The 18928-nt window shown below is 69.1% G+C and carries 19 protein-coding genes; 13 read left to right on the plus strand and 6 right to left on the minus strand.

Going from position 1 to position 18928, the window contains the following annotated elements; translation table 11 throughout:
* Nucleotides 1-11 precede the first annotated feature (11 nt).
* A complete protein-coding gene (locus AB3K92_RS29420) occupies nt 12-800 on the plus strand; it encodes a hypothetical protein (RefSeq protein WP_060218217.1) in 789 nt (262 codons plus the stop codon).
* A 15-nt stretch (nt 801-815) separates the two neighbouring features.
* On the opposite strand, the gene AB3K92_RS29425 is transcribed toward AB3K92_RS29420, so the two are convergent.
* Nucleotides 816-1706: a LysR family transcriptional regulator gene (locus AB3K92_RS29425; RefSeq protein ID WP_048025896.1), complete on the minus strand. Its 891-nt coding sequence runs from the start codon at nt 1704-1706 to the stop codon at nt 816-818.
* 112 nt (nt 1707-1818) lie between these two features.
* Here AB3K92_RS29425 and AB3K92_RS29430 point away from each other — a divergent pair, with 112 nt between their 5' ends.
* Both AB3K92_RS29430 and AB3K92_RS29435 read left to right on the plus strand, forming a co-directional pair.
* Nucleotides 1819-2244 (plus strand): VOC family protein, encoded by a 426-nt coding sequence (locus AB3K92_RS29430; protein ID WP_059486828.1) that lies wholly within the window; start codon nt 1819-1821, stop codon nt 2242-2244.
* A gap of 140 nt (nt 2245-2384) precedes the next feature.
* Complete coding sequence (locus AB3K92_RS29435; protein WP_021163062.1) at nt 2385-2969, plus strand: flavin reductase family protein; 585 nt, start codon at nt 2385-2387, stop codon at nt 2967-2969.
* 51 nt (nt 2970-3020) lie between these two features.
* Here AB3K92_RS29435 and AB3K92_RS29440 read toward each other — a convergent pair whose 3' ends face one another.
* The gene (locus AB3K92_RS29440) at nt 3021-3917 is read right to left on the minus strand and encodes a LysR family transcriptional regulator (protein ID WP_192387216.1); all 897 of its coding nucleotides are present in this window, start codon (nt 3915-3917) and stop codon (nt 3021-3023) included.
* Nucleotides 3918-4014: 97 nt separating this feature from the next.
* Here AB3K92_RS29440 and AB3K92_RS29445 point away from each other — a divergent pair, with 97 nt between their 5' ends.
* Genes AB3K92_RS29445 through AB3K92_RS29455 form a run of 3 tightly spaced genes read left to right on the plus strand, consistent with a single transcriptional unit; the run spans nt 4015 to nt 7025 of the window.
* Complete coding sequence (locus AB3K92_RS29445; RefSeq protein WP_369466401.1) at nt 4015-5313, plus strand: CitMHS family transporter; 1299 nt, start codon at nt 4015-4017, stop codon at nt 5311-5313.
* Between the two features lie 42 nt (nt 5314-5355).
* Nucleotides 5356-6714: an acyclic terpene utilization AtuA family protein gene (locus AB3K92_RS29450; RefSeq protein WP_059707021.1), complete on the plus strand. Its 1359-nt coding sequence runs from the start codon at nt 5356-5358 to the stop codon at nt 6712-6714.
* Complete coding sequence (locus AB3K92_RS29455) at nt 6714-7025, plus strand: hypothetical protein (RefSeq protein WP_027787796.1); 312 nt, start codon at nt 6714-6716, stop codon at nt 7023-7025. Before AB3K92_RS29450 ends, AB3K92_RS29455 begins: the two co-directional genes overlap by 1 nt.
* Nucleotides 7026-7074: 49 nt before the next feature.
* Here AB3K92_RS29455 and AB3K92_RS29460 read toward each other — a convergent pair whose 3' ends face one another.
* Nucleotides 7075-7896, minus strand: a complete 822-nt coding sequence (locus tag AB3K92_RS29460; RefSeq protein WP_369466402.1) for a nitrilase-related carbon-nitrogen hydrolase — start codon at nt 7894-7896, stop codon at nt 7075-7077.
* Between the two features lie 273 nt (nt 7897-8169).
* On the opposite strand from AB3K92_RS29460, the gene AB3K92_RS29465 reads away from it, so the two are divergent.
* Nucleotides 8170-9999, plus strand: coding sequence for a methyl-accepting chemotaxis protein (locus AB3K92_RS29465; protein ID WP_369466404.1), 1830 nt, complete (start codon nt 8170-8172; stop codon nt 9997-9999).
* A 71-nt stretch (nt 10000-10070) separates the two neighbouring features.
* Here AB3K92_RS29465 and AB3K92_RS29470 read toward each other — a convergent pair whose 3' ends face one another.
* Entirely contained in the window at nt 10071-10862 is a 792-nt protein-coding gene (locus AB3K92_RS29470; RefSeq protein ID WP_369466405.1) for a response regulator transcription factor, read from the minus strand.
* Between the two features lie 219 nt (nt 10863-11081).
* Here AB3K92_RS29470 and AB3K92_RS29475 point away from each other — a divergent pair, with 219 nt between their 5' ends.
* Genes AB3K92_RS29475 through AB3K92_RS29490 form a run of 4 tightly spaced genes read left to right on the plus strand, consistent with a single transcriptional unit; the run spans nt 11082 to nt 16202 of the window.
* Nucleotides 11082-13433 carry a hypothetical protein gene (locus AB3K92_RS29475; RefSeq protein WP_369466407.1) on the plus strand — a complete coding sequence of 784 codons (2352 nt, stop codon included), beginning with the start codon at nt 11082-11084 and terminating at the stop codon, nt 13431-13433.
* Complete coding sequence (locus AB3K92_RS29480) at nt 13430-14650, plus strand: hypothetical protein (RefSeq protein ID WP_155638464.1); 1221 nt, start codon at nt 13430-13432, stop codon at nt 14648-14650. The genes AB3K92_RS29475 and AB3K92_RS29480 overlap by 4 nt, the downstream gene beginning before the upstream one ends.
* A 13-nt stretch (nt 14651-14663) precedes the next feature.
* A complete protein-coding gene (locus AB3K92_RS29485) occupies nt 14664-15335 on the plus strand; it encodes a DUF1266 domain-containing protein (RefSeq protein ID WP_369466410.1) in 672 nt (223 codons plus the stop codon).
* Between the two features lie 60 nt (nt 15336-15395).
* Entirely contained in the window at nt 15396-16202 is an 807-nt protein-coding gene (locus AB3K92_RS29490) for a hypothetical protein (protein ID WP_059649398.1), read from the plus strand.
* Nucleotides 16203-16244: 42 nt separating this feature from the next.
* On the opposite strand, the gene AB3K92_RS29495 is transcribed toward AB3K92_RS29490, so the two are convergent.
* Complete coding sequence (locus tag AB3K92_RS29495) at nt 16245-17174, minus strand: phosphatidate cytidylyltransferase (RefSeq protein ID WP_021163071.1); 930 nt, start codon at nt 17172-17174, stop codon at nt 16245-16247.
* Nucleotides 17175-17211: 37 nt separating this feature from the next.
* A complete protein-coding gene (locus tag AB3K92_RS29500) occupies nt 17212-17844 on the minus strand; it encodes a lysophospholipid acyltransferase family protein (RefSeq protein ID WP_021163072.1) in 633 nt (210 codons plus the stop codon).
* Between the two features lie 234 nt (nt 17845-18078).
* Between AB3K92_RS29500 and AB3K92_RS29505 the strand changes: the two genes are divergently transcribed.
* Together AB3K92_RS29505 and AB3K92_RS29510 are read left to right on the plus strand one after the other, a co-directional pair.
* Nucleotides 18079-18210, plus strand: coding sequence for a hypothetical protein (locus AB3K92_RS29505; RefSeq protein ID WP_269112272.1), 132 nt, complete (start codon nt 18079-18081; stop codon nt 18208-18210).
* Nucleotides 18211-18310: 100 nt separating this feature from the next.
* Nucleotides 18311-18922, plus strand: coding sequence for a CDP-alcohol phosphatidyltransferase family protein (locus AB3K92_RS29510; RefSeq protein WP_021163074.1), 612 nt, complete (start codon nt 18311-18313; stop codon nt 18920-18922).
* The last annotated feature ends 6 nt before the right edge of the window (nt 18923-18928 follow it).

The raw sequence follows: 18928 nt of genomic DNA on the forward strand, positions 1-18928 counted from the left end.
AGAAGATCCAGATGAACCGGAACATGAAAACCGGCGCCGTGCGCGCCATTGCCACCGGTGTCGCCGGTGCGCGGCGCCGCGCGTTGCGCGCGATCGCGGGTTCGGTGCTCGCGATCGGCGCGGGCCTGGGCCTCGGGGCAGGGGCGGCTGCGCCCGCGCGGGCGGCCGATGCACCGCAGGCCGTCACGCGCGTCGCGATGCTCGTGCAGCTGCGCGGCCCGAACCTGAAGGTCGACGAACGCATCGGCCAGCATCTCGGCGAACGCGGCTACGCGGTGCGCCTGATCGACGAGTCCTCGACGCCCGACGCGGCGCGCGACGCCGACCTCGTCGTGATCTCGTCGACGGTGTCGTCGAAGAACGTGCGGCCCGGCTGGCGCACGCTCGACAAGCCGCTCGTCACGTGGGAAAACGACCTGCTCGACGATCTCGCGATGACGGGCAAGCGTCATGACGTCGACTTCGGCGAAACGGGCAAGGAGCGCTATCTGTGGCTCGTCAATGCGCCGCACCCGATCTCGGCCGGGCTGCCGGCCGGCGCGACGAACGTGTACGGCAAGCAGGCGCCGATGAGCTGGGGCAAGCCAGGGCTCGGTGCGATCACGATCGCGACCGTGTACGGCCAACCCGACAAGGCCGCGATCTTCGCGTACGAGAAGGGCGCGACGATGGACTACGAAGCGCTCGCGCCGGCGCGCCGCGTGATGTTCTTCCTCGACAACGACACGTTCGCGAACCTGTCGCCGGCCGGGGTCGCGCTGTTCGATGCGGCGGTCGACTGGGCGGCCGGGCGGCGCTGACCGACGGCGTCGGCGTTATGCCGGCTGCGGCGGCGCGCGCCGTCGTGACGCCGCCTCGATCAGTTGCGCGAGCTGCTGGGCCGGCTCCGACATCGTCCGCCGCGCGCGGTGCACGAGCCCGATGTCGCGGTGGAACGTGTGGTGTCCAAGGTCGATCGCGCGCACGCCGGCCGGCCAGCGGCGATAGACGGCGGTCTGCGGGACGATCGCGACGCCGACGCCGTTCGCGACCAGCTTGACGATCGCGTCGAGCTCGTCGAGCTCACACGTGTCGCGCACCGCGAGGTGCATCTTTCTCAGGAAACGATCGACCTGACGCCCGCCGAACGATGCGCGGTCGTAGCGCACGAACGGTTCGCGCGCGAGCAGTTCGGCCCAGTCGTTGCCTTTCATGCCGCGCGGCACGATCAGCCGGAACGGTTCCTGCGCGAGCGTCGTCCAGTGCAGGTCGCTCTGCAGCGAAAACGGCGGACGGATGATCGCGGCCATGTCGATCTCGCCCGCGTCGACCCGGTTGACCAGCTCGATCGACAGCCCCGGTATCACGCGCGTGCGGCACGCGGGATGCCGGCGATGGAAATCGGCGAGCGCGGCCGGCAGCAGTGCGCTCTGCACCGACGCGATCGCGCCGATCGTCACGCGCACGGCGGCCGGCGAGCCGGGGGCCGTCGAGCTCAGGTTCTCGTACAGGCCGAGCAGCGCCTGCGCCTGGCCGAGCACGTGATGGCCCATTTCGTTGAGCCGCGCCGACCGGCCCTGCCGGTCGAACAGCGCGAAGCCGAGCTCGGCTTCGAGGCGCTGCATCTGCGCGCTGACGGCCGCCTGCGTGAGCCCGATACGGTGGCCGGCCGCGGCGAACGTGCCTTCCCGGGCGACGGCGACGAGGGTTCTCAGTTCGCGGATCATTCATCAATTCCGTTTGTGAATGACGAAACTATATATTGATTTAATTTTCGCTCGACCTTGACTACCATGGTGCCGTCCTCGCGCCACGCGAGCGTTCCATCACGAGGCAACCATGAGTCTTTCCCCGTTTCACCTGGCGATCCCGGTCTACGACCTGCCGGCCGCGCGCGATTTCTACGGCCGTGTGTTCGGGCTGGCGGAGGGGCGTTCGAGCGCGCAGTGGGTCGACTTCGACTTCTACGGGCATCAGCTCGTGATCCACGAGCATCCGAAGACCGCATCGCAGGAAGGTGCGCATACGAACGCGGTCGACGGTCACGACGTGCCGGTGCCGCATTTCGGGATCGTGCTCGACTGGGCGAGCTGGGAAGCGCTGGCCGAGCGGCTGAGATCGTTCGGCGTGACCTTCGTGATCGAGCCGTATGTGCGCTTCCAGGGGCAGGTCGGCGAACAGGCGACGATGTTCCTGTTCGATCCGTGCGGCAACGCACTCGAATTCAAGGCGTTCCGCGATATCGGCCAGTTGTTCGCGAAGTGACCGGCGGCGTTGTCGGCACCGATTGAAATTGGGTGCGAGAATGCGGCCTTCGGGCCGGCTGCGCACATGCCCACCTGCGCACCGGCCGGCGCCGCGCCGCACGGCATCCGTCCGTGCGCGCCGTTCTCCAGGGAATCCGTATGGACAGTCACATCGCTCCGGTGGAGCTGAAGAAAGCCTACCGTCTCCTCAACCACGGCCCGACCGTGCTCGTGTCGGCCCGCCACGACGGCGTCGACAACGTGATGGCCGCCGCATGGGCGTGCGCGCTGGACTTCCTGCCGCCGAAGCTGACGGTCGTGCTCGACAAGTCCGCGAAGACGCGCGAGCTCGTCGAGCGCAGCGGCACGTTCGTGATCCAGGTGCCGACGGCCGCGCAACTGCAGCTCACGCACGCGGTCGGCAGCCACAGTCTCGCCGAGCGTCCGGACAAGCTGCGCGAGGCGGGCGTCACGCTGTTCGACGTCGAGGGCCACGACCTGCCGTTCGTCGCCGGCTGCTCGGGCTGGCTCGCGTGCAGGCTGGTTCCGGAGCCGCACAACCAGCAGACCTACGACCTGTTCATCGGCGAGGTGGTCGCGGCGTGGTCCGACACGCGCGTGTTCCGCGACGGTCACTGGTATTTCGAATCGGCCGATCCGGCGCTGCGCAGCCTGCACTACATCGCGGGCGGCAATTTCTATGCGATCGGCGAATCGCTGCACGTCGATCCGGACGCGCAGTAAGCCGAACCCGGCATCAAGCGCGGGCGGGCTGTCCCGATCCGGGCGCGCGGTTCACGTGCGCTTTTTCAATTCCGTCAGCATGGTTTCCGCGAACGCCTGCGCGACGCGCGGCAGCGTGCGGCCGCGCTTCGTGACGAGAGCGATCGGCCGCACGAACGCGGGATCGTCGATCGGCTTCGCCACCAGCTCGGGCTCGGCGCGCACCTCGCGCGCGGTCGCGGGCAGGATCGTCACGCCGAGCCCGCCGCGCACCATCGCGACGGCCGTCATCATGTAGGTCGGCTCGCACGCGATGTCGGGCGTGCAGCCGGCCGCGTCCAGCGCGGCATCGACGACGCTGCGCACGCTCGTGCCCTGCGCGGTGAGCACGAGCGGCACGGCCGCGACATCGGCGGTGCTCACGCGGCGCTTGCGCGCGAGCGGATGATCCTTCGGGCACACGGCGACGAGCCGGTCGGCGCCCGCATACAGCACCTCCAGCGACGCATCGAACGTGTCGCCGCCCGTCAGTCCGAGATCGGCCTCCTCGTTGCGCACGAGCGCGGTGACGAGGCTCGCGACGCCGTCGCGGATCTCGAAGCCCGCGCGCGGCACGTCGCGCCGGAACGACTGGATCAGCTCCGGCAGCACGCTGGACGCGAAGGTCGGCAGGCACGCGAGCCGCACCGTGCCGCTCGTGCCTTCGCCGAGCGCGCGCGCGTCGCGCAGCACGCGCTCCATGTCGTCGAGCGAACGCTGCAGCAGCGGCAGCAGCTCGCGCCCGGTCTGCGTGAGCGCGACGCTGCGGCTGTTGCGGTCGAACAGGCGCGCGCCGACGATTTCCTCGAGCCGGCGGATCTGCACGGTCAGCGCCGGCTGCGACAGGTGCAGCCGCGCGGCGGCGCGCGTGAAGTTGCCGGCGTGCGCGACGGTGACGAACGCGCGAATGTCGCGAAGATTCAGATCCATAATGGTTCGTGATTGCTGCGATCAAATCATTTCAATTGTGCTATCGCTGCGCCGACCTTACGCTCGTCTCCAACAAAAGACAAGGTAGGAGACACGGATGCTGCCGTTACTCGGGCTTGGCACGATCGTCGTGCTGCTGGCCGCGATTCTGTCGAAGCGGATGTCGCCGCTCGTCGCGCTGATCATCGTGCCGATCGCCGCATCGCTGATCGGCGGCTTCGGGCTGCACACCAGCAAGTTCGTCGTCGACGGGCTGAAGGGCCTCGCGCCCGTGGTCGGCATGTTCGTGTTCGCGATCCTCTATTTCGGGACGATCACCGACGCGGGCATGCTCGACCCGATCATCGACCGCATCCTGCGCGCGGTCGGCACGCGGCCGACGCGGATCGTGATGGGCACGACGCTGCTCGCGCTGCTGATCCACCTCGACGGCTCGGGCGCCGTGTGTTTCCTCGTGACGATTCCGGCCGTGCTGCCGCTGTACGACCGGCTGAAGATGGACCGGCACGTGCTGGCCGCCGCGGTGTCGATGGCCGCGGGCATCAACTTCCTGCCGTGGACGGGGCCGATGATCCGCGCGTCCGCTTCGCTGCACCTGCCAGTGTCGGCGCTGTTCAATCCGCTGATCCCGGTGCAGGCGATCGGGCTCGTGTTCGTGTTCGGCGTCGCGTACTGGCTCGGGCGGCGCGAGGAGAAGCGGCTCGGCCTGTCGCGCGACGATGCGTCGATTCCGTTGCCGACCCGCGAGCTGACGCCCGACGAGCAGGCGCTGCGCCGGCCGCACCTGTTCTGGTTCAACCTCGTGCTGACGCTCGTCGTGCTCGGCACGATGGTCGTGATGGGCGAGAAGATCCCGCCGGCGATCATGTTCATGGTCGGGCTGTGCATCGCGCTGATGGTGAACTACCCGGACGTCGACATGCAGAGGAAGCGCATCGACGCGCATGCGCGCGCGGCGCTGATGATGGCCGGCATCCTGCTCGCGGCCGGCGTGTTCACGGGGATCATGCAGGGCAGCGGGATGCTGAAGGCGATGGCGCAGGCGGCGGTCGGCTTCGTGCCGCCGTCGATGGCCGGCCACATCCCGGTCGTGCTCGGCCTCGCGTCGATGCCGCTCAGCATGCTGTTCGATCCCGATTCGTTCTATTTCGGCGTGCTGCCCGTGATCGCGGAGGTGGCCGGCCAGCTCGGCGTGCCGGCCGTGCAGGTCGGGCAGGCCGCGCTGCTCGGCCAGATGACCACCGGTTTCCCGGTCAGCCCGCTGACGCCCGCGACCTTCCTCGTCGTCGGCCTGTGCGGCATCGAGCTGGCCGAGCACCAGAAGTTCACGTTTCCGCTGCTGTTCGGCGCGTCGATCGTGATGACGGTCGCGTGCGTCGTGCTGGGCATCTTTTGATTTTCACCGGCGGCGCACCCGCCGGACGACGACGGTATGGACATGACAGCAAAGCAACCTGAACGGCGCGTGCGCATCGGCGCGGGCGCCGGCTACTCGGGCGACCGGATCGAGCCCGCGGTCGAGCTGGCCGAACACGGGCAGCTCGACTATCTCGTCTTCGAATGCCTGGCCGAGCGCACGATCGCGATCGCGCAGCAGGCGCGGCGCCAGGACCCGTCGCTCGGCTACGACCCGCTGCTCGACGCGCGGATGCGCGCCGTGCTGCCGGTCGCCGCGCCGAAGGGCGTGCGCATCGTGTCGAACATGGGCGCGGCGAATCCGCGTGCGGCCGCACGGCGCACCGCCCGGATCGCGCAATCGCTCGGCGTCGCCGGGCTGAAGGTTGCGGCCGTCGAAGGCGACGACGTGCTCGACGTCGTACTGCGCGGCGCGTTCCGCTTCGAGGAATCGGGCGACGACGTCGCCGCGTATCGCGACCGCATCGTGTCCGCGAACGCGTATCTCGGCGCCGCGCCGATCGTCGACGCGCTCGCGGCCGGCGCGGACGTCGTGCTGACCGGTCGCGTCGCCGATCCGTCGCTGTTCGCCGCGCCGCTGATCCATGCGTTCGGCTGGCGGATGGACGACTGGGACACGCTCGGGGCCGCGACGGTCGTCGGCCACCTGCTCGAATGCGCGGGGCAGGTGACGGGCGGTTATTTCGCCGATCCCGGCTACAAGGACGTGCCGAACCTCGCGCGGCTCGGGTTTCCGATCGGCGAAGTCGCGGCGGACGGCTCGGTCGTGATCACCAAGGTGCCGCACGCGGGCGGCCGCGTGAGCGCGGCGACCTGCAAGGAACAGCTGCTCTACGAGATACACGATCCGGCGCGGTACCTGCAGCCCGACGTCGTCGCGGATTTCACGCAAGTCGCCGTCGCCGAGGAGGCGGCGGACCGCGTGCGCGTGACGGGCGGGCGCGGCACGGCGCGGCCCGACACGCTCAAGGTGTCGGTGGCGTATGTCGACGGCTGGATCGGCGAAGGCCAGATCTCGTATGGCGGCCCGGGCGCGCTCGAACGCGCGCGTCTCGCGCTCGGGATAGTCCGCGAGCGGCTGGCATTGACCGGCGTCGCCGCGACCGAGCTGCGCTTCGACCTGATCGGCGTCGATGCGCTGTATGGCGACGCGACGCCGGCCGTGCGCGGCGAGCCGGCCGAGGTGCGTGTGCGGGTGGCCGGCCGCGCGGCGAGCGCCGGCGAAGCGGCGCGGATCGGCAATGAAGTCGAGACGCTCTATACGAACGGGCCGGCCGGCGGCGGCGGCGCGTTCAAGTCGACGCGCGAGGTGATCGCCGTGCAGTCGGTGCTGCTGCCGCGCGCGGCCGTGACGCCGTCGTTTTCATTCGTGGAGGCATGATGCAACTGCGTGAACTCGCGCATGCGCGCACCGGCGACAAGGGCAATACGCTGAACGTGTCGGTGATCTGCCGCGATCCGCGCCATTACGATCATCTGCGCACGCATCTGGGTGCCGATGCGGTGAAGGCGTGGCTCGCGGGTATCGTGCACGGCGACGTCGTGCGGTACGAACTGCCGGCGCTCGGGGCATTCAATTTCGTGCTGCGCGATGCGCTCGGTGGCGGCGTCACGCGCTCGCTCGCGCTCGACGCGCACGGCAAGTCGGTCAGTTCGGCGCTGCTGGCGATCGAGGTGCCGGAGCCGGCGTGACGGGCGTGACGGGCGTGACGGATGGCGCCGACCGGGCGGGCGAGCCCCGTCACGGAATCAGCAACTCGCGAAGCCCGTCCGCATGCTCGATACGTTCGCCGGCGATGTGCAGGCGCTGGTCCCTGCGATAGTCGTAAACCGCGCGCGACGCGGCGAGCTGGTCGAAATCGAGCTCGATCGCGTGGCGCGATTCGCGGTTGCCGGCCTCGAAGACCAGGTTGCCGAACGGATCGGCCGCGAGGCTGCCCCCCGCGAACACGACGTCGTGCGTGCTGCCGCCGACGCGGTTGGCGACCACCGTGAACACCTGGTTCTCCATCGCCCGCGCCGTTGCCGACGTGCGGTGGACCGGGCGGTACGGTTCCATGTTGCCGTCGGTGATGAGGATCAGCTCGGCGCCGAGTTCGGCGAGCGCGCGGCCGGTTTCGGGGAATTCGTTGTCGTAGCAGATCAGCAGGCCGATCCGCACGCCGTGCCATTCGATCGTCGCGTAGCGGTCGCCGGGCAGCACGACGCCGTGCTCGCTTACCCACAGGTGTGTCTTGCGGTAGCGCAGCGCGATGCCGTCCGGCGTGACGAACACGGTGGTGTTGTAGAAGCGGCCGCCGTCGTTCTCGATCAGCCCGACCACGACGGCAACGTCGCGCGCGCGTGCGGCCGCGATGACCGCGCCGACGCTCGGGCCGTCGAGCGGCTCGGCGCATTCGGCCAGGTTCGACGGATCGAGGAAGCCGGTGAGCTGCGCTTCCGGAAACATCACGATGTCGGTGCCCGGTGCGCAGGTCGCGATCGCGTCGAGCGTGCGCCGCAGGTTGTAGTGCGTGTCGCCGTCGCGGCCGGCGAGCTGGACGATGTCGAGCTTCAGTTTCATGGGCGATTTCGGTGGGTGGGGCCGGCGCGGCCGGCTCCGCAACGTTGGACGTCGGAACGCCCGAGTATGCGCCGAACCGCCGGTTTTCCCATCCCGCCGGCGTGTTAACCCGTCGGGGGTATTGATCCCGCGTACTGTCGCCGGCCCGGGCTCAACTTTTTTTGCCGGTCTGACCAGTCGAACCTCAAGTTGCATCGCGTGCGGTCGTTAAGGACGGTTGAGTGCCCATTTGACCAACCGAAAACAACGCGGCAACCGGAGATCAACGTCATCATGCTGTCATCGATTCGCGCCCGGATTCTGGCGACCTGCGTCGCCATCGTGGTCACGGCCCTGGCCGTGACAGGCGGCCTTGTGTACTACGTCGTCAAGCAGCACAACGACACGACCATCGACCAGAACCTGCAGTCCGTCCTGACCGGCCACGCGCTCGCGCTCGACGAGTGGGTCGCGAGCCGCGCGCAGCAGACCCAGGCGCTCGCGGACACGCTGACGCCGGGCGAAGGCGATCCGCTGCCGGCGCTGACGCTGCTCGGCAAATCGGGCGGTTTCCAGGTGCTCACGCTCGGGCTGCCGGATCGCACCGCGTATTCGAACGTCCCGCTCGCGGCCGGCTACGATCCGACCGCGCGCCCGTGGTTCAGGCAGGCGGTCGACGCAGGCAGGCTCGTCGTCACGGCGTTGTACCGCGACGCGTCGACCGGCAAGCCCGCGTTCGCGTTCGCCGCCCCGATCGTTCGCGGCGGCACGCTGAAGGGCGTGCTCGCGGCGAGCCTCTACATGGAGCGTGCGAGTGCGATCGTGGCGTCGATGCATCCGACGCCGTCGAGCTTCGCGTTCCTGGTCGACAGGAGCGGGCGCCTGATCGCGGGCGCGAAGACCGATCTGATCATGAAGCCGGCCGCCGAGCTGTCGCCCGAACTGACGCCGGAGCGGCTCACCGGCCTGCAGACGGCGACCGAACCGGTGGCGATCGACGTGGACGGTGTGACCAAGCTGCTGCGCGCGCGCCCGATCGCCGGGACGGACTGGTCGCTCGTCATAGCGCTCGACCGGTCGGACGTGACGGCCGGCATGCGCGCCGTCGCGACGACGACGCTCATTGCGATCCTCGTCGTCGCCTGCGTCGCGGCGGCACTCGTCGGCGCGTTGACGAACGCGGCATTCAAGCGCGTGCTGCTCGTGCGCGACGCGCTGACCGACGTCGCGAGCGGCAGCGGGGACCTGACGAAGCGGCTGCCGGCCGACGGCGGGGACGAGGCCGCGCAGATCGCGCGGGCCTTCAACCTGTTCGCCGAAAAGATCAGCGCGATCCTGCTGCAGATACGCGGATTCAGCGAATCCGTGAGCGTGGCGAGCGCGGAGATCGCGCAGGGCAACCAGGACCTGTCGAGCCGCACCGAACACGCGGCATCGAGCCTGCAGGAGACCGCGGCGGCGCTCGAGGAGATCGCCGGCACGGCGCGCAACTCGGCCGACGCGGCCACGCAGGTGAGCCGGCTGGCGGAATCGGCGTCGGGCGTTGCCGTGCGCGGCGGCGAGGTGGTGAGCGAAGTGGTCGCGACGATGGACGAGATCACGAAGGCGTCGGCCGAGATCTCGAACATCATCGGCGTGATCGACGGCATCGCGTTCCAGACCAACATCCTCGCGCTGAACGCGGCCGTCGAGGCGGCGCGCGCGCACGAGCACGGGCGAGGCTTCGCGGTCGTCGCGGGCGAGGTGCGCACGCTTGCGCAACGCAGCGCGGTGGCTGCCAGGGAAATCAAGCAGTTGATCCAGTCGTCCGTCGAGAAGATCGAAGGCGGATCGGGGCTCGTGAAGACGGCCGGCACGACGATGGACGAGATCGTCGAGGGCGTGCGCGGCATCACGAGCGTGATCGCGGAAATGACGGTCGCGGCGAACGAGCAGAGCACCGGGCTCGCGCAGGTGAACCAGGCCGTGTCGCAGCTCGATCACTCGACGCAGCAGAACGCCGCCCTCGTCGAGGAGTCGGCTGCGGCCGCCGCGCTGTTGCGCGAGCAGGCGGCTCAGCTCGCGCAGACGGTCGGCGAATTCAAGCTCGCGGGTTCGCAACGGGCCGCGACGGCATCGGCATGATCCCGCCGCGGCCGCCGAAGGCCGCCGCAAAGAGGCACGAAGGAGGGCGAAAACGGGCGCGACGGAGCGCGCTATCCGTCGGCCTGCGCCTTCAGGAACAGTGAAAACAGTTCCGATTGCGAATTGATCGCGAGCTTCCCGTAGATGTTGCGCCGGTGCACCTTGACCGTTTCGGCGGAAATCGACAGCTTGTTCGCGACTTCCTTGTTCGAGCGGCCGCTGAGGATCAGCCGGATCACGTCGAGTTCGCGCGCGGTGAGCGGCGTGCCGAGCCGCGCCATCGCCTGCTCGAAGCCATCGTGCGCGCCGGCCCGGCGCGGCGGCGCTTGCTCCGCGGAGGCGGGCTCAAACGCGAGCCGCTGCCGCATCAGCCCGGCCACCCACGGCCGGATCAGGTCGAGCAGCGCAACCTGCCCGGGGCTGAAGCGTCGTTTGCTGCCGAGCGACAGGCACAGCGTGCGCGCATCGTCGAGCACGACGTTGAACTGCACCTCGTCCTCGACGACGTTGTGCGTGAAATAGAGCGTGTAGTACTCGGTATCGCGAAAGCATTCGGGGGCGACGTCCGACAGCCGGAACAGGCCGCTCCTCGGCGCGTCGCGGTTCGCGATGTAGAACGGGTCGAGCTGGTACAGGCCCTGCACGTAGTCGCGGAACAGCGGGTCGGGGCCGCCGGCTTCGTACGGGCATTCGGCGAACACCTGCGGGCGGCCGTCGCCGAAGGTCAGCACGACCCAGCTGTCGACCGCGACGTATTCCTCGATCAGCCGGATCAGCGCCAGCCAGAAGCCCGGCTGGTCGAGCGACTCGATGAGCCGCCCGACCGAACGATGCCACGCGACATCCTGCAAGGTGAGGTTCATGCGGTTTCCGGGTCGGCGGGACCGGTCGGCGCGCGTCGCGCCGTCGCACCGTGCGCATCGACCTGTCCGGGGATGAAGAACGAGATCGTAACGCCGGGCGACGCGAATGGCGAGGCCGCGCACGGTCGCCGTCTCCTGATAAGCTATCGCGATTCCGAGATGGAGAAGTCGATGACTCCCAGCGCCAATACAACTACAAACGCCCATTCCAATATCGATATGACGACGATGCCCCTGACGGGCCAGCCGCTCGACACACTGATGAACCGGCTCGAAGCCGATCTCGAGGAAAGCGATTCGAGCCGCGAGAGCGACCTTGCGGCTCGACTGCGTGCGCAGCCGTTGCGTGCCGATTCGCTCGACGCGATCGCGCGCCTGCACACGCTGTGGATGCGCGCCGGCGATCCGGCCGCCGCGCGCGCCGTGCTCGACGAGGACGGCGCGGGCGTGCACGACGCGGCGCCGCCCGAGGCGCGGCCCGACATTCGCATGCAACTCGCGCTATACCGGCTGCAGGTCGCCCGGCATCTGGGCGAGAACGACGCGGTTACCGAGGCGATCGGCCAGATGCACGACGTCTTGCGCACGTCGCCGACGCTCGATGCCGATCGCTACGTCCGCGCACGCATTCTCGATACGCTCGAATTCGACCACGCGGAGCATGCGCTCGACGCGATCGAACTGCGGCATGCGCTGAACCGCGCGATTGCCGACCGCGCCACGTTTCGCGCGTGGGACGAGGCGAACCGGCAATGCCTGCGTGCGTGGGCACTGCGGCGTCTCGACCGGGACGACGACGCGCGTGCGGCGGCCGAGGCCGCGGTGGCTGCGATGGCATCCGCCGGCGCGGACCAGGACATCGACGCCGACGACTGGCTGCGGATCGGCCGGGCGATGATCGAGATCGCGCCGCTGCAGCTCGACACCATTCGCCAGGCCGTCGAGTCGCGCATTGCCGACTGGGCGCTGCCGCCGCGCCGCGAGGCCGAGGTGAGGCTGGCGCGGCTCGCCGCGCGGGCCGCCCACGCGCAAGGCGATCTCGCGGGCGCGCTGGCCCGTTGCGAGATGGCGCGCCACAGCCTCGAATCGGATGGCAGCGACGACTTCATCGAATACGAACTGCCGTGGCTGCTCGAGGCGGGCCGTTTCGACGACGCGGGGCGCCGGGCGTTCTTCCACGTGTACCAGATCGAAAGCGGCATGCTCGACCGGGTCGGGCAGATCATCCATGCGCGCCTGGCCGAGCCGACCGACACGTCGGTCTGGTGGCCGCTGTGCGCGATGCGCGCAGCGGGTTTCCAGCCGACGCTCGAGCGGTTCGTCGAACTCGGCGCGGAAGGGCCCGACGCGCTGGCCGCGCGTTCGCCGACGCATGGCGAGATCTTTGCCGCGTTCGGCTCGCTCGAAGGCGACGCGTTGCGCTACGCGATCGCCGACGCCGCGCGCGAGGTCGCACTGCGGCGCGCGCCCGGCCATCCGTGGATCGCGCGGCTCGCGGCCGTCTACGACGGCGAAACCGGCCGCATCGACGCGACGACCCAGGCCGCGCGCCTGCTCGCGGCCGCGCAGGAAGGCGAGATGTACGACAAACGCACCGGGTTCGTGCTGACCGATGCGCGCATTCGGGCGCTGGGTGTCGCCGCCGCGATGAAGCTGCCGCCGCCGCCGCTGCGCAGCGGCTTGTGGAGCTACGGCTACGCGTGCTCGATCGAGGACAGGGCCGAGGAGGCGATCGACGCGCTGCCGCCCGCGGAACAGGCGCCGGTGCGCGCCGATCTCGAGCGCCTGAAGATCGCCGTGTACGAGCAGGGCCGCGCCTGCATGGAGCGCTTCTTCGAGACGGGCAACGGCCATCCGTACGATGCGTGCGCGCACCTGTATTCGATGCTCTGCAACAACCTCGCGATCCTCTATCGCGACGAGGAGCGCTACGACGAAGCGCTGGTCCTGCATCGCAGCGGGATCGCGGCGAGTTCGTTTGCCGAGCATTACGACGGCGTGCGCTATGTGCTCGCGTGCCAGGGGAAGGATGAGGAGATGCTCGAAGCCGCCGAGCAGCTGTGGCACTACGCCGCCGAATTCGGTTACAGCCGGCACGAGCCGAACTGGTACGTGCGCGACGTGGTGCGCGCGCTGTACCGCGTCGATCGCTGCAACGAATTGCCGATCTGGCTCGAGCGCCTGGTCGGCTGGCAGCGCGAGCACGACCAGCTCGACGGCAGGTTGCCTAACGAGGCACTGATTGCCCGCCTCGTGTTCGCGGCCCACATGTCGGAGTCGCATCCGGACCAGGCATCGGCGCTGTACGACGCCGCGCGTGCGCAGGCCGACGCGTCGCGCGATCTGGACGTGCTGCTCCGGGCCGCCGACGCGGCGTACGAACTGGGCCGCCAGCCGGACGTGAAATATTTCTACGAACGGGTGCTCGCCGGCAACCGGCACGCCGCCGAACCGCTCGACCTGAAGGTGGACGTGATCGAGCGGCGGATCAGCGAGGCCGGTGCGCCGCCCGCGGCGCCGGGCCCGGCGACGGCCGCGCCGGGCAAGCGCTGGTGGAAGTTCTGGCAATGACGGCCGTCGGTCGGCGGGCCGGCTATGCGCCGCGCAACGCGCTGAACGCCGATGCGCTGAAAGCGGCGATCGCCGCGCGCAGCACCGCGCGAGGCGATGCCGACGCGGTGCGCGCGTGGCTGCTCAACCATTTCTACCGGCACGTCGTCGCGAACTTCGAGCCGGCACGCACGATCGGGTCGCTCGACGACGCGCGGCAGGCGCTCGGTAACGCCGCGCCGCCGGCGTGGGTCGCGCGGCGCTTCGGTGCGGACGCGAAGACGATCGGCGAGGCCGACGCCGGCAGGCTGGCGCCCGTCGTCTGGGTCGACCCGGGCGATCCGCAGCTTCTCGCGCTCGAAACCACGCTCGTCGAGTTCCTCGAGTCGCGCAAGGGGACCGGGCTCGACGGCAAGCTCGACCGTGTCAATTGCCCGCAGGCGCTCGCGATGTGGGAACGCGAGCATGCGGAGATGGCGGCCCGGATTGCGCGCGGCTGGCGCGAGAGCCAGCCCGACGCGCTGCGCACCTGGTGTGAAACCGCGAACGGCCGCTTCGTCGAATTCCTGCCCGACAGCGCGCTGCTGCGCGCCGAAATGGCGTTCGAGAGTTACGTGATGCGCCATTGCCTCGGGCAGTTCGCCGACCGGCAGGCGCTGACGGGCGGCTACGGCGGGCGCTACGCGGAAGCGATCGAGGCGCGCGCGCTGCGGCTGCTGAGCTTCCGGGACGCGAGCGGCCAGCCGCACATCACGATCGGTGTCGCGGTGCGCGCGGACGGCGGCCTCGACGTCGATCAGGTCAAGGGCAAGCAGAACCGGCCGCCGGTCGAGCGCTATGTCGACGACGTGCTGGCGTGCCTGAATACGCTGGGGACGACGGATAACACGCCGCCCGACTGCATCGCGCTCGGTGTGGTCCATACGGCGTCGGGATGGTGCAGGATCGAGGACGTGACGGATGCCGCGTCGCAAGCCCGGCTCGTCGCGCGCCATCCGCAATTGTTCGGGCGGCTCGCCGAGCCGACGCCGACCGTCGAGTGGCTGGTCGCCGCGCGGCAGCCCGAACTGTTGCAGGCGCGGCCGCCGCGCGCCGGCTCGGTGCGTTACGCGGTGCGTGCGACGCTGGCGCCCGCGGTGCCGTCCGCGCAGCGGGACGACACACCGCCCGCCTTTGCAACCGAGAACGTGCGCTGGCCCGGCTACGACGCGCCGCAAGGCGCCAGTGCCGGCGAATGACGGGGCGAAGACCATGACACTCAAGCTGATCGTCGCGTTGTTCATTTTGTGGCGTATCGTGCGCTACTTCCGCCGGCGCGGTGCGCGCCATTCGACCTTGTCCGCCCGCAAGCACTGGGCGCTGCTGCTCGCGCATCCGTACGTGGAGGCGACCGGGTTCTCGGGTTTCGACGATGCGGATACGAGCCACCTGAACGACACGTCGCGCAAGTTCCTGCGCGCGCAGATGCTGCATCAGATGGAGTTGCGCACCGACGCGACGGACGACGATGCGCGCGCGCACCTCGCACGCGTGCTCGAGACGCAATGGTTTCGGGCCGACCTGCATGCGCTGCAGCCGACCGACGACCCGCGTGCCGCACTCGCGTTCGCCTGTGCGCGGATGGCGTTCCTCGCGCGCGTGGCGATGCTGATGGGCTGGACCGAGCCGGACACCGCATGGCGTGTGCTGTTGCTCAACGCGCAGCGCGCGCAGGATTGTTTCGACAGCTGGACGGATTTCGGTAGCGCGTATATCGCGGGCCGCAAGCAGTGGGTGGCCGGGTTTCGCGCCGATCCGTTCGGCAAGGCGTTCGACGACGCCACGCTGCAGCGCTGGCTTGCACCGCGCGACGGTGCGTGGGGGCGGGCGGCATGGCCGGGGCTGGCGGCGTTCGATCCCGAACCGGTCGCGCAAGCTCGGTGACGCGTCGATGCCGCCAGCCGTTCACTTCGCATGCCGCTTTCCGTTTCCGCCGACGCCGACATGATTTCATCCGTTCATCCCCTGTTGCGACGCCTGGCGCTGTCCGTTGCGTGTGCGGTGCCGGCGTCGGTGCTGCCCGCGACGGCGCAGGCGGTCGAGCCGGTTGCGGCCGACCGCCTGCTGCGCACGTTCCTCCACGACCACTACGGCAACTGGCGCGCGGACCGCAAGGGCTGGCAGTCGGACGCGGGCGATTTCATTTACTCGCCGTGCGGGTCGCTGCGCGTCGCGACCGCCGACGGCCCGCGGTATCTGCTCGCGGTGTGCGGCGAGACCGAGGCAGCCGTGCAGGACGGCACGCCGGGGATGGATTCGGACGGCACGACGGGCACCATCGACCTGTACGTGCTGAAGCCCGCGGCGGACGGCAAGACGCTCGAGCCGGTGGTGAAGAAGACGGATATCGCGTCCGGCAAGCGCGGCGAGCCGGGTACGGTGCGCATCGAGCGGTACGGCCCGCACCTGTTCGGCTTCACGATCGGCGACGGCGTCACGCTGCAGGGCTATACGATGGCGATGCGATCGATCTGGCTGCCGGTCGGCAACGCGATCGTCGAGGCGGCGCCGCGCATCGACGAAGCGCTCGACAACACGGGGTCGCTCGATTGCGGGAACGCGAAGTCCCGTTGCGAGAGCCGCACGTTTTCGATCGTGCCCGACACGACCGGCACCGGCGACGTCTATCCGTTGACGGTCACGGAAACGGGCTCGCGCGGCGACAAGGAGATTCACGCGCGCTACACGGTGAAGTTCGACGCGGCACGCGGCCGCTACGTGGTACCGAAGGCATTGCGCGCAGGATACTGACCGTTCGCGCGAAGGAGCGGGCGGCGCGGTGCCGCCCGAGCGTCACACGTACAGGTACCGTACGAGGTGGAAGAACACCGGCGCGGCGAAGCAGATCGAGTCGACGCGATCGAGCATCCCGCCGTGGCCCGCGATCATCGAACCCCAGTCCTTGGTGCCGAGCGAGCGCTTGACGGCCGACAGCACGAGGCCGCCGACGAAGCCCGCGATCACGATCGCGAGCGAGATCCCGAACGCGGCGCCGAAACTGAACGGCGTCACGCGATACAGCGACGCGCCGCACAGCGTCGCGAGCAGCCCGCCGCCGACGAACCCCTCGACCGTCTTGGACGGCGACAGCTGCGGCGCGATCTTGCGGCGCCCGAACAGCTTGCCGACGACATACTGCAGCACGTCGCTGATCTGCACGACGAACAGGAAGAAGAACAGCAGCAGCGCGTTCTGTCCCGTGTAGCGCGGAATGTCGAGGATCAGCACGGCCGGCGCGTGGCTCAGCCCGTACACGCACACCATCAGCGCCCAGTTGATCTTCGCGTTGCGGCTCAGGAATTCGCGCGTGTCCTGCGTGAGCGCCGACACGAGCGACATCGCGAAGAACAGGTGCACGGGCACGAAGATCGAGTACATCCCGTACCAGTCGATCCCGAGCAGCAGGTATTGCACGGGGATCGCGACGAAGAACGCGATGAACAGCGTCGTGTGGTCGCTCGCGGTCGTCGGCGTGAGCGTGATGAATTCGCGCAGCGTCAGGTAGGACAGCACCGCGAACACGAGATACGTGACGTTGTTGCCGAGGCTGATCGCGATGACCATGATCGCGATCATCGCCCACCACGCACGGATGCGCTGGTTCAGGTTGACGATGGTCGCGCTCGTGCCGCCGCTGCGCGCGCCGAGGATCGCGCCGATCACGGTGGCGATGACGAGCACGCCCGTGACGCCCGCGACCAGTTCCCAGAAGAGAGTTCGCATGAGGGATATCCGGAAAAGGGGAGAAGGGGGGCTGCGTTCAGCCGGCCGGCCGCTGCGGCGGCGCGAGCGCGACGATCGCGTCGCGCATGCGGGCGAGGAACGTCGGCTTGTCTTCCTGGGCACCGAGCGCATCGTTCGCGCCGAAGTGCACCTTGCAGATCAGCGGCACCGGCCAGATCGCACCCTTCGGCATGATCCGTTGCAGGTTCTCGAGATAGACGGGCGCGAGCGCGACGTCCGGAAACTCGGTCGCGAGGTGGAACAGCCCGCTCTTGAACGGCTGCGGCAGGATCTCGGCGCCGCGCGTGCCTTCCGGGAAGATGATGATCGAATGGCCCTGCCGGAGCGCGTCGCGCACGGGGTCGAGCGGGTCGCCGCCGGACTCGCGGTGGCGATCGATCAGCACGACGTTCAGCAGCTTCTGCGCGATGTGGCGCTTCGCGTCGCTGCTGTCCCAGTAGTCGCGCGCGGCGACGGGCCGTACGACCGCGCGCACGTCGCGCGGCAGCGCGGCGAGGATCGCGAGCGTGTCGATGTGGCTCGTGTGGTTCGAGAAATAGATCTTCTGCGTCGGGGACGGCGGCCCCTGATGCCAGACCGGATACGCGCCGGCGACGAGCCGCACGATGGACAGCAGGAAGTCGCGCTGCCAGACGTTGAGAATGTTCATCGGCGCTGCGCCTCCTGCCTGCATGCATGGCCCGCGGCGCTTGCGCGGCGAGCGGGACCCCGGAATGCCGGCGCGGCAGGATGCGCGCCGGACGGCCCTTGTTTAAATTTTTTCAAATTCGTGGCTGCCTGTCGCAGGTCCGCGATAATCGGACGATTCGCCGCCACACGCTGTTGCGTCGCGGCGAATGCGCCGGTCGGCGGCGTGATAATCGGCTGTTGCACGAGCGCCCGTTTGCAGTTCGAATGGATCGTGCTGCGTTCGGGCCAGCGGATTATCGCGAGTTTCCGTCAAAAACGCCAGATTGGCGCCGCGCTGGCGGGCCGGGCGCTGCTTGACGCATCGGGGCCGCTCGGCGACGATTAGGGCCGTCCATGGAAGGCCGTCCAGGGCCGTTTCACCGCCCGGGGCATGGCGGCGGGAAATGTGTCCGACTGTGCCGCGTGAATAGAACGAATACGAAACGATGAGCCTCTACGCACTCAAACCCAAATTCCAGAACCGCCTGCGCCCGTTCGCGAACTCGCTCGCCGAGCGTGGCGTCACGGCCAACCAGGTCACGCTGTTCGCGGCCGGCGGCTCGATCGTCGTCGGCGCGCTCGCCGGCCTTGGCGTATTTGCCCGCGCGCTGTTCCTGCTGATCCCGCTGTGGCTGTTCGTGCGGATGGCGCTCAATGCGATCGACGGGATGCTCGCGCGCGAGCACAACCAGAAGAGCACGCTCGGCGCGTACCTCAACGAACTCGGCGACGTCGTGTCCGATATCGCGCTGGTGCTGCCGTTTCTCGCGATTCCGGCGTTCGCTCCGGCAGACGTCTGGCTGTTTGCACTGACGGCGGTGATCGTCGAATGCGCGGGGCTGATCGGCCCGCTGGTCGGCGTGAGCCGCCGCTACGACGGCCCGTTCGGCAAGAGCGACCGCGCGCTCGCCCTCGGCGCGTTCGCGTTGTGGATCGGGCTCGGGTTTCCGGTCGGCGGCGTCGCCGCATGGCTGTGGCGGCTGCTGATCGTGCTGTCGATCGTGACCGTGGTGCGGCGCGTGCAGGCCGGCATCGCGGAAAAGGGTAGTCAAGGGTAGTTGAAG

The sequence above is a fragment of the Burkholderia sp. Bmkn7 genome (genome assembly GCF_041103175.1).
Taxonomy (GTDB): Bacteria; Pseudomonadota; Gammaproteobacteria; order Burkholderiales; family Burkholderiaceae; genus Burkholderia; species Burkholderia cepacia.

What these genes read in the sequence shown, in the direction of transcription:
- AB3K92_RS29435 (WP_021163062.1), top strand. Translation starts at nt 2,385, where the DNA reads ATGGACAGTCACATCGCTCCGGTGGAGCTGAAGAAAGCCTACCGTCTC.
- AB3K92_RS29455 (WP_027787796.1), top strand. Translation starts at nt 6,714, where the DNA reads ATGCAACTGCGTGAACTCGCGCATGCGCGCACCGGCGACAAGGGCAAT.
- AB3K92_RS29500 (WP_021163072.1), bottom strand. Translation starts at nt 17,844, where the DNA reads ATGAACATTCTCAACGTCTGGCAGCGCGACTTCCTGCTGTCCATCGTG.
- AB3K92_RS29510 (WP_021163074.1), top strand. Translation starts at nt 18,311, where the DNA reads ATGAGCCTCTACGCACTCAAACCCAAATTCCAGAACCGCCTGCGCCCG.
- AB3K92_RS29465 (WP_369466404.1), top strand. Translation starts at nt 8,170, where the DNA reads ATGCTGTCATCGATTCGCGCCCGGATTCTGGCGACCTGCGTCGCCATC.
- AB3K92_RS29430 (WP_059486828.1), top strand. Translation starts at nt 1,819, where the DNA reads ATGAGTCTTTCCCCGTTTCACCTGGCGATCCCGGTCTACGACCTGCCG.
- AB3K92_RS29485 (WP_369466410.1), top strand. Translation starts at nt 14,664, where the DNA reads ATGACACTCAAGCTGATCGTCGCGTTGTTCATTTTGTGGCGTATCGTG.
- AB3K92_RS29440 (WP_192387216.1), bottom strand. Translation starts at nt 3,917, where the DNA reads ATGGATCTGAATCTTCGCGACATTCGCGCGTTCGTCACCGTCGCGCAC.
- AB3K92_RS29460 (WP_369466402.1), bottom strand. Translation starts at nt 7,896, where the DNA reads ATGAAACTGAAGCTCGACATCGTCCAGCTCGCCGGCCGCGACGGCGAC.
- AB3K92_RS29420 (WP_060218217.1), top strand. Translation starts at nt 12, where the DNA reads ATGAACCGGAACATGAAAACCGGCGCCGTGCGCGCCATTGCCACCGGT.
- AB3K92_RS29445 (WP_369466401.1), top strand. Translation starts at nt 4,015, where the DNA reads ATGCTGCCGTTACTCGGGCTTGGCACGATCGTCGTGCTGCTGGCCGCG.
- AB3K92_RS29480 (WP_155638464.1), top strand. Translation starts at nt 13,430, where the DNA reads ATGACGGCCGTCGGTCGGCGGGCCGGCTATGCGCCGCGCAACGCGCTG.
- AB3K92_RS29490 (WP_059649398.1), top strand. Translation starts at nt 15,396, where the DNA reads ATGATTTCATCCGTTCATCCCCTGTTGCGACGCCTGGCGCTGTCCGTT.
- AB3K92_RS29470 (WP_369466405.1), bottom strand. Translation starts at nt 10,862, where the DNA reads ATGAACCTCACCTTGCAGGATGTCGCGTGGCATCGTTCGGTCGGGCGG.
- AB3K92_RS29450 (WP_059707021.1), top strand. Translation starts at nt 5,356, where the DNA reads ATGACAGCAAAGCAACCTGAACGGCGCGTGCGCATCGGCGCGGGCGCC.
- AB3K92_RS29495 (WP_021163071.1), bottom strand. Translation starts at nt 17,174, where the DNA reads ATGCGAACTCTCTTCTGGGAACTGGTCGCGGGCGTCACGGGCGTGCTC.
- AB3K92_RS29475 (WP_369466407.1), top strand. Translation starts at nt 11,082, where the DNA reads ATGACGACGATGCCCCTGACGGGCCAGCCGCTCGACACACTGATGAAC.
- AB3K92_RS29425 (WP_048025896.1), bottom strand. Translation starts at nt 1,706, where the DNA reads ATGATCCGCGAACTGAGAACCCTCGTCGCCGTCGCCCGGGAAGGCACG.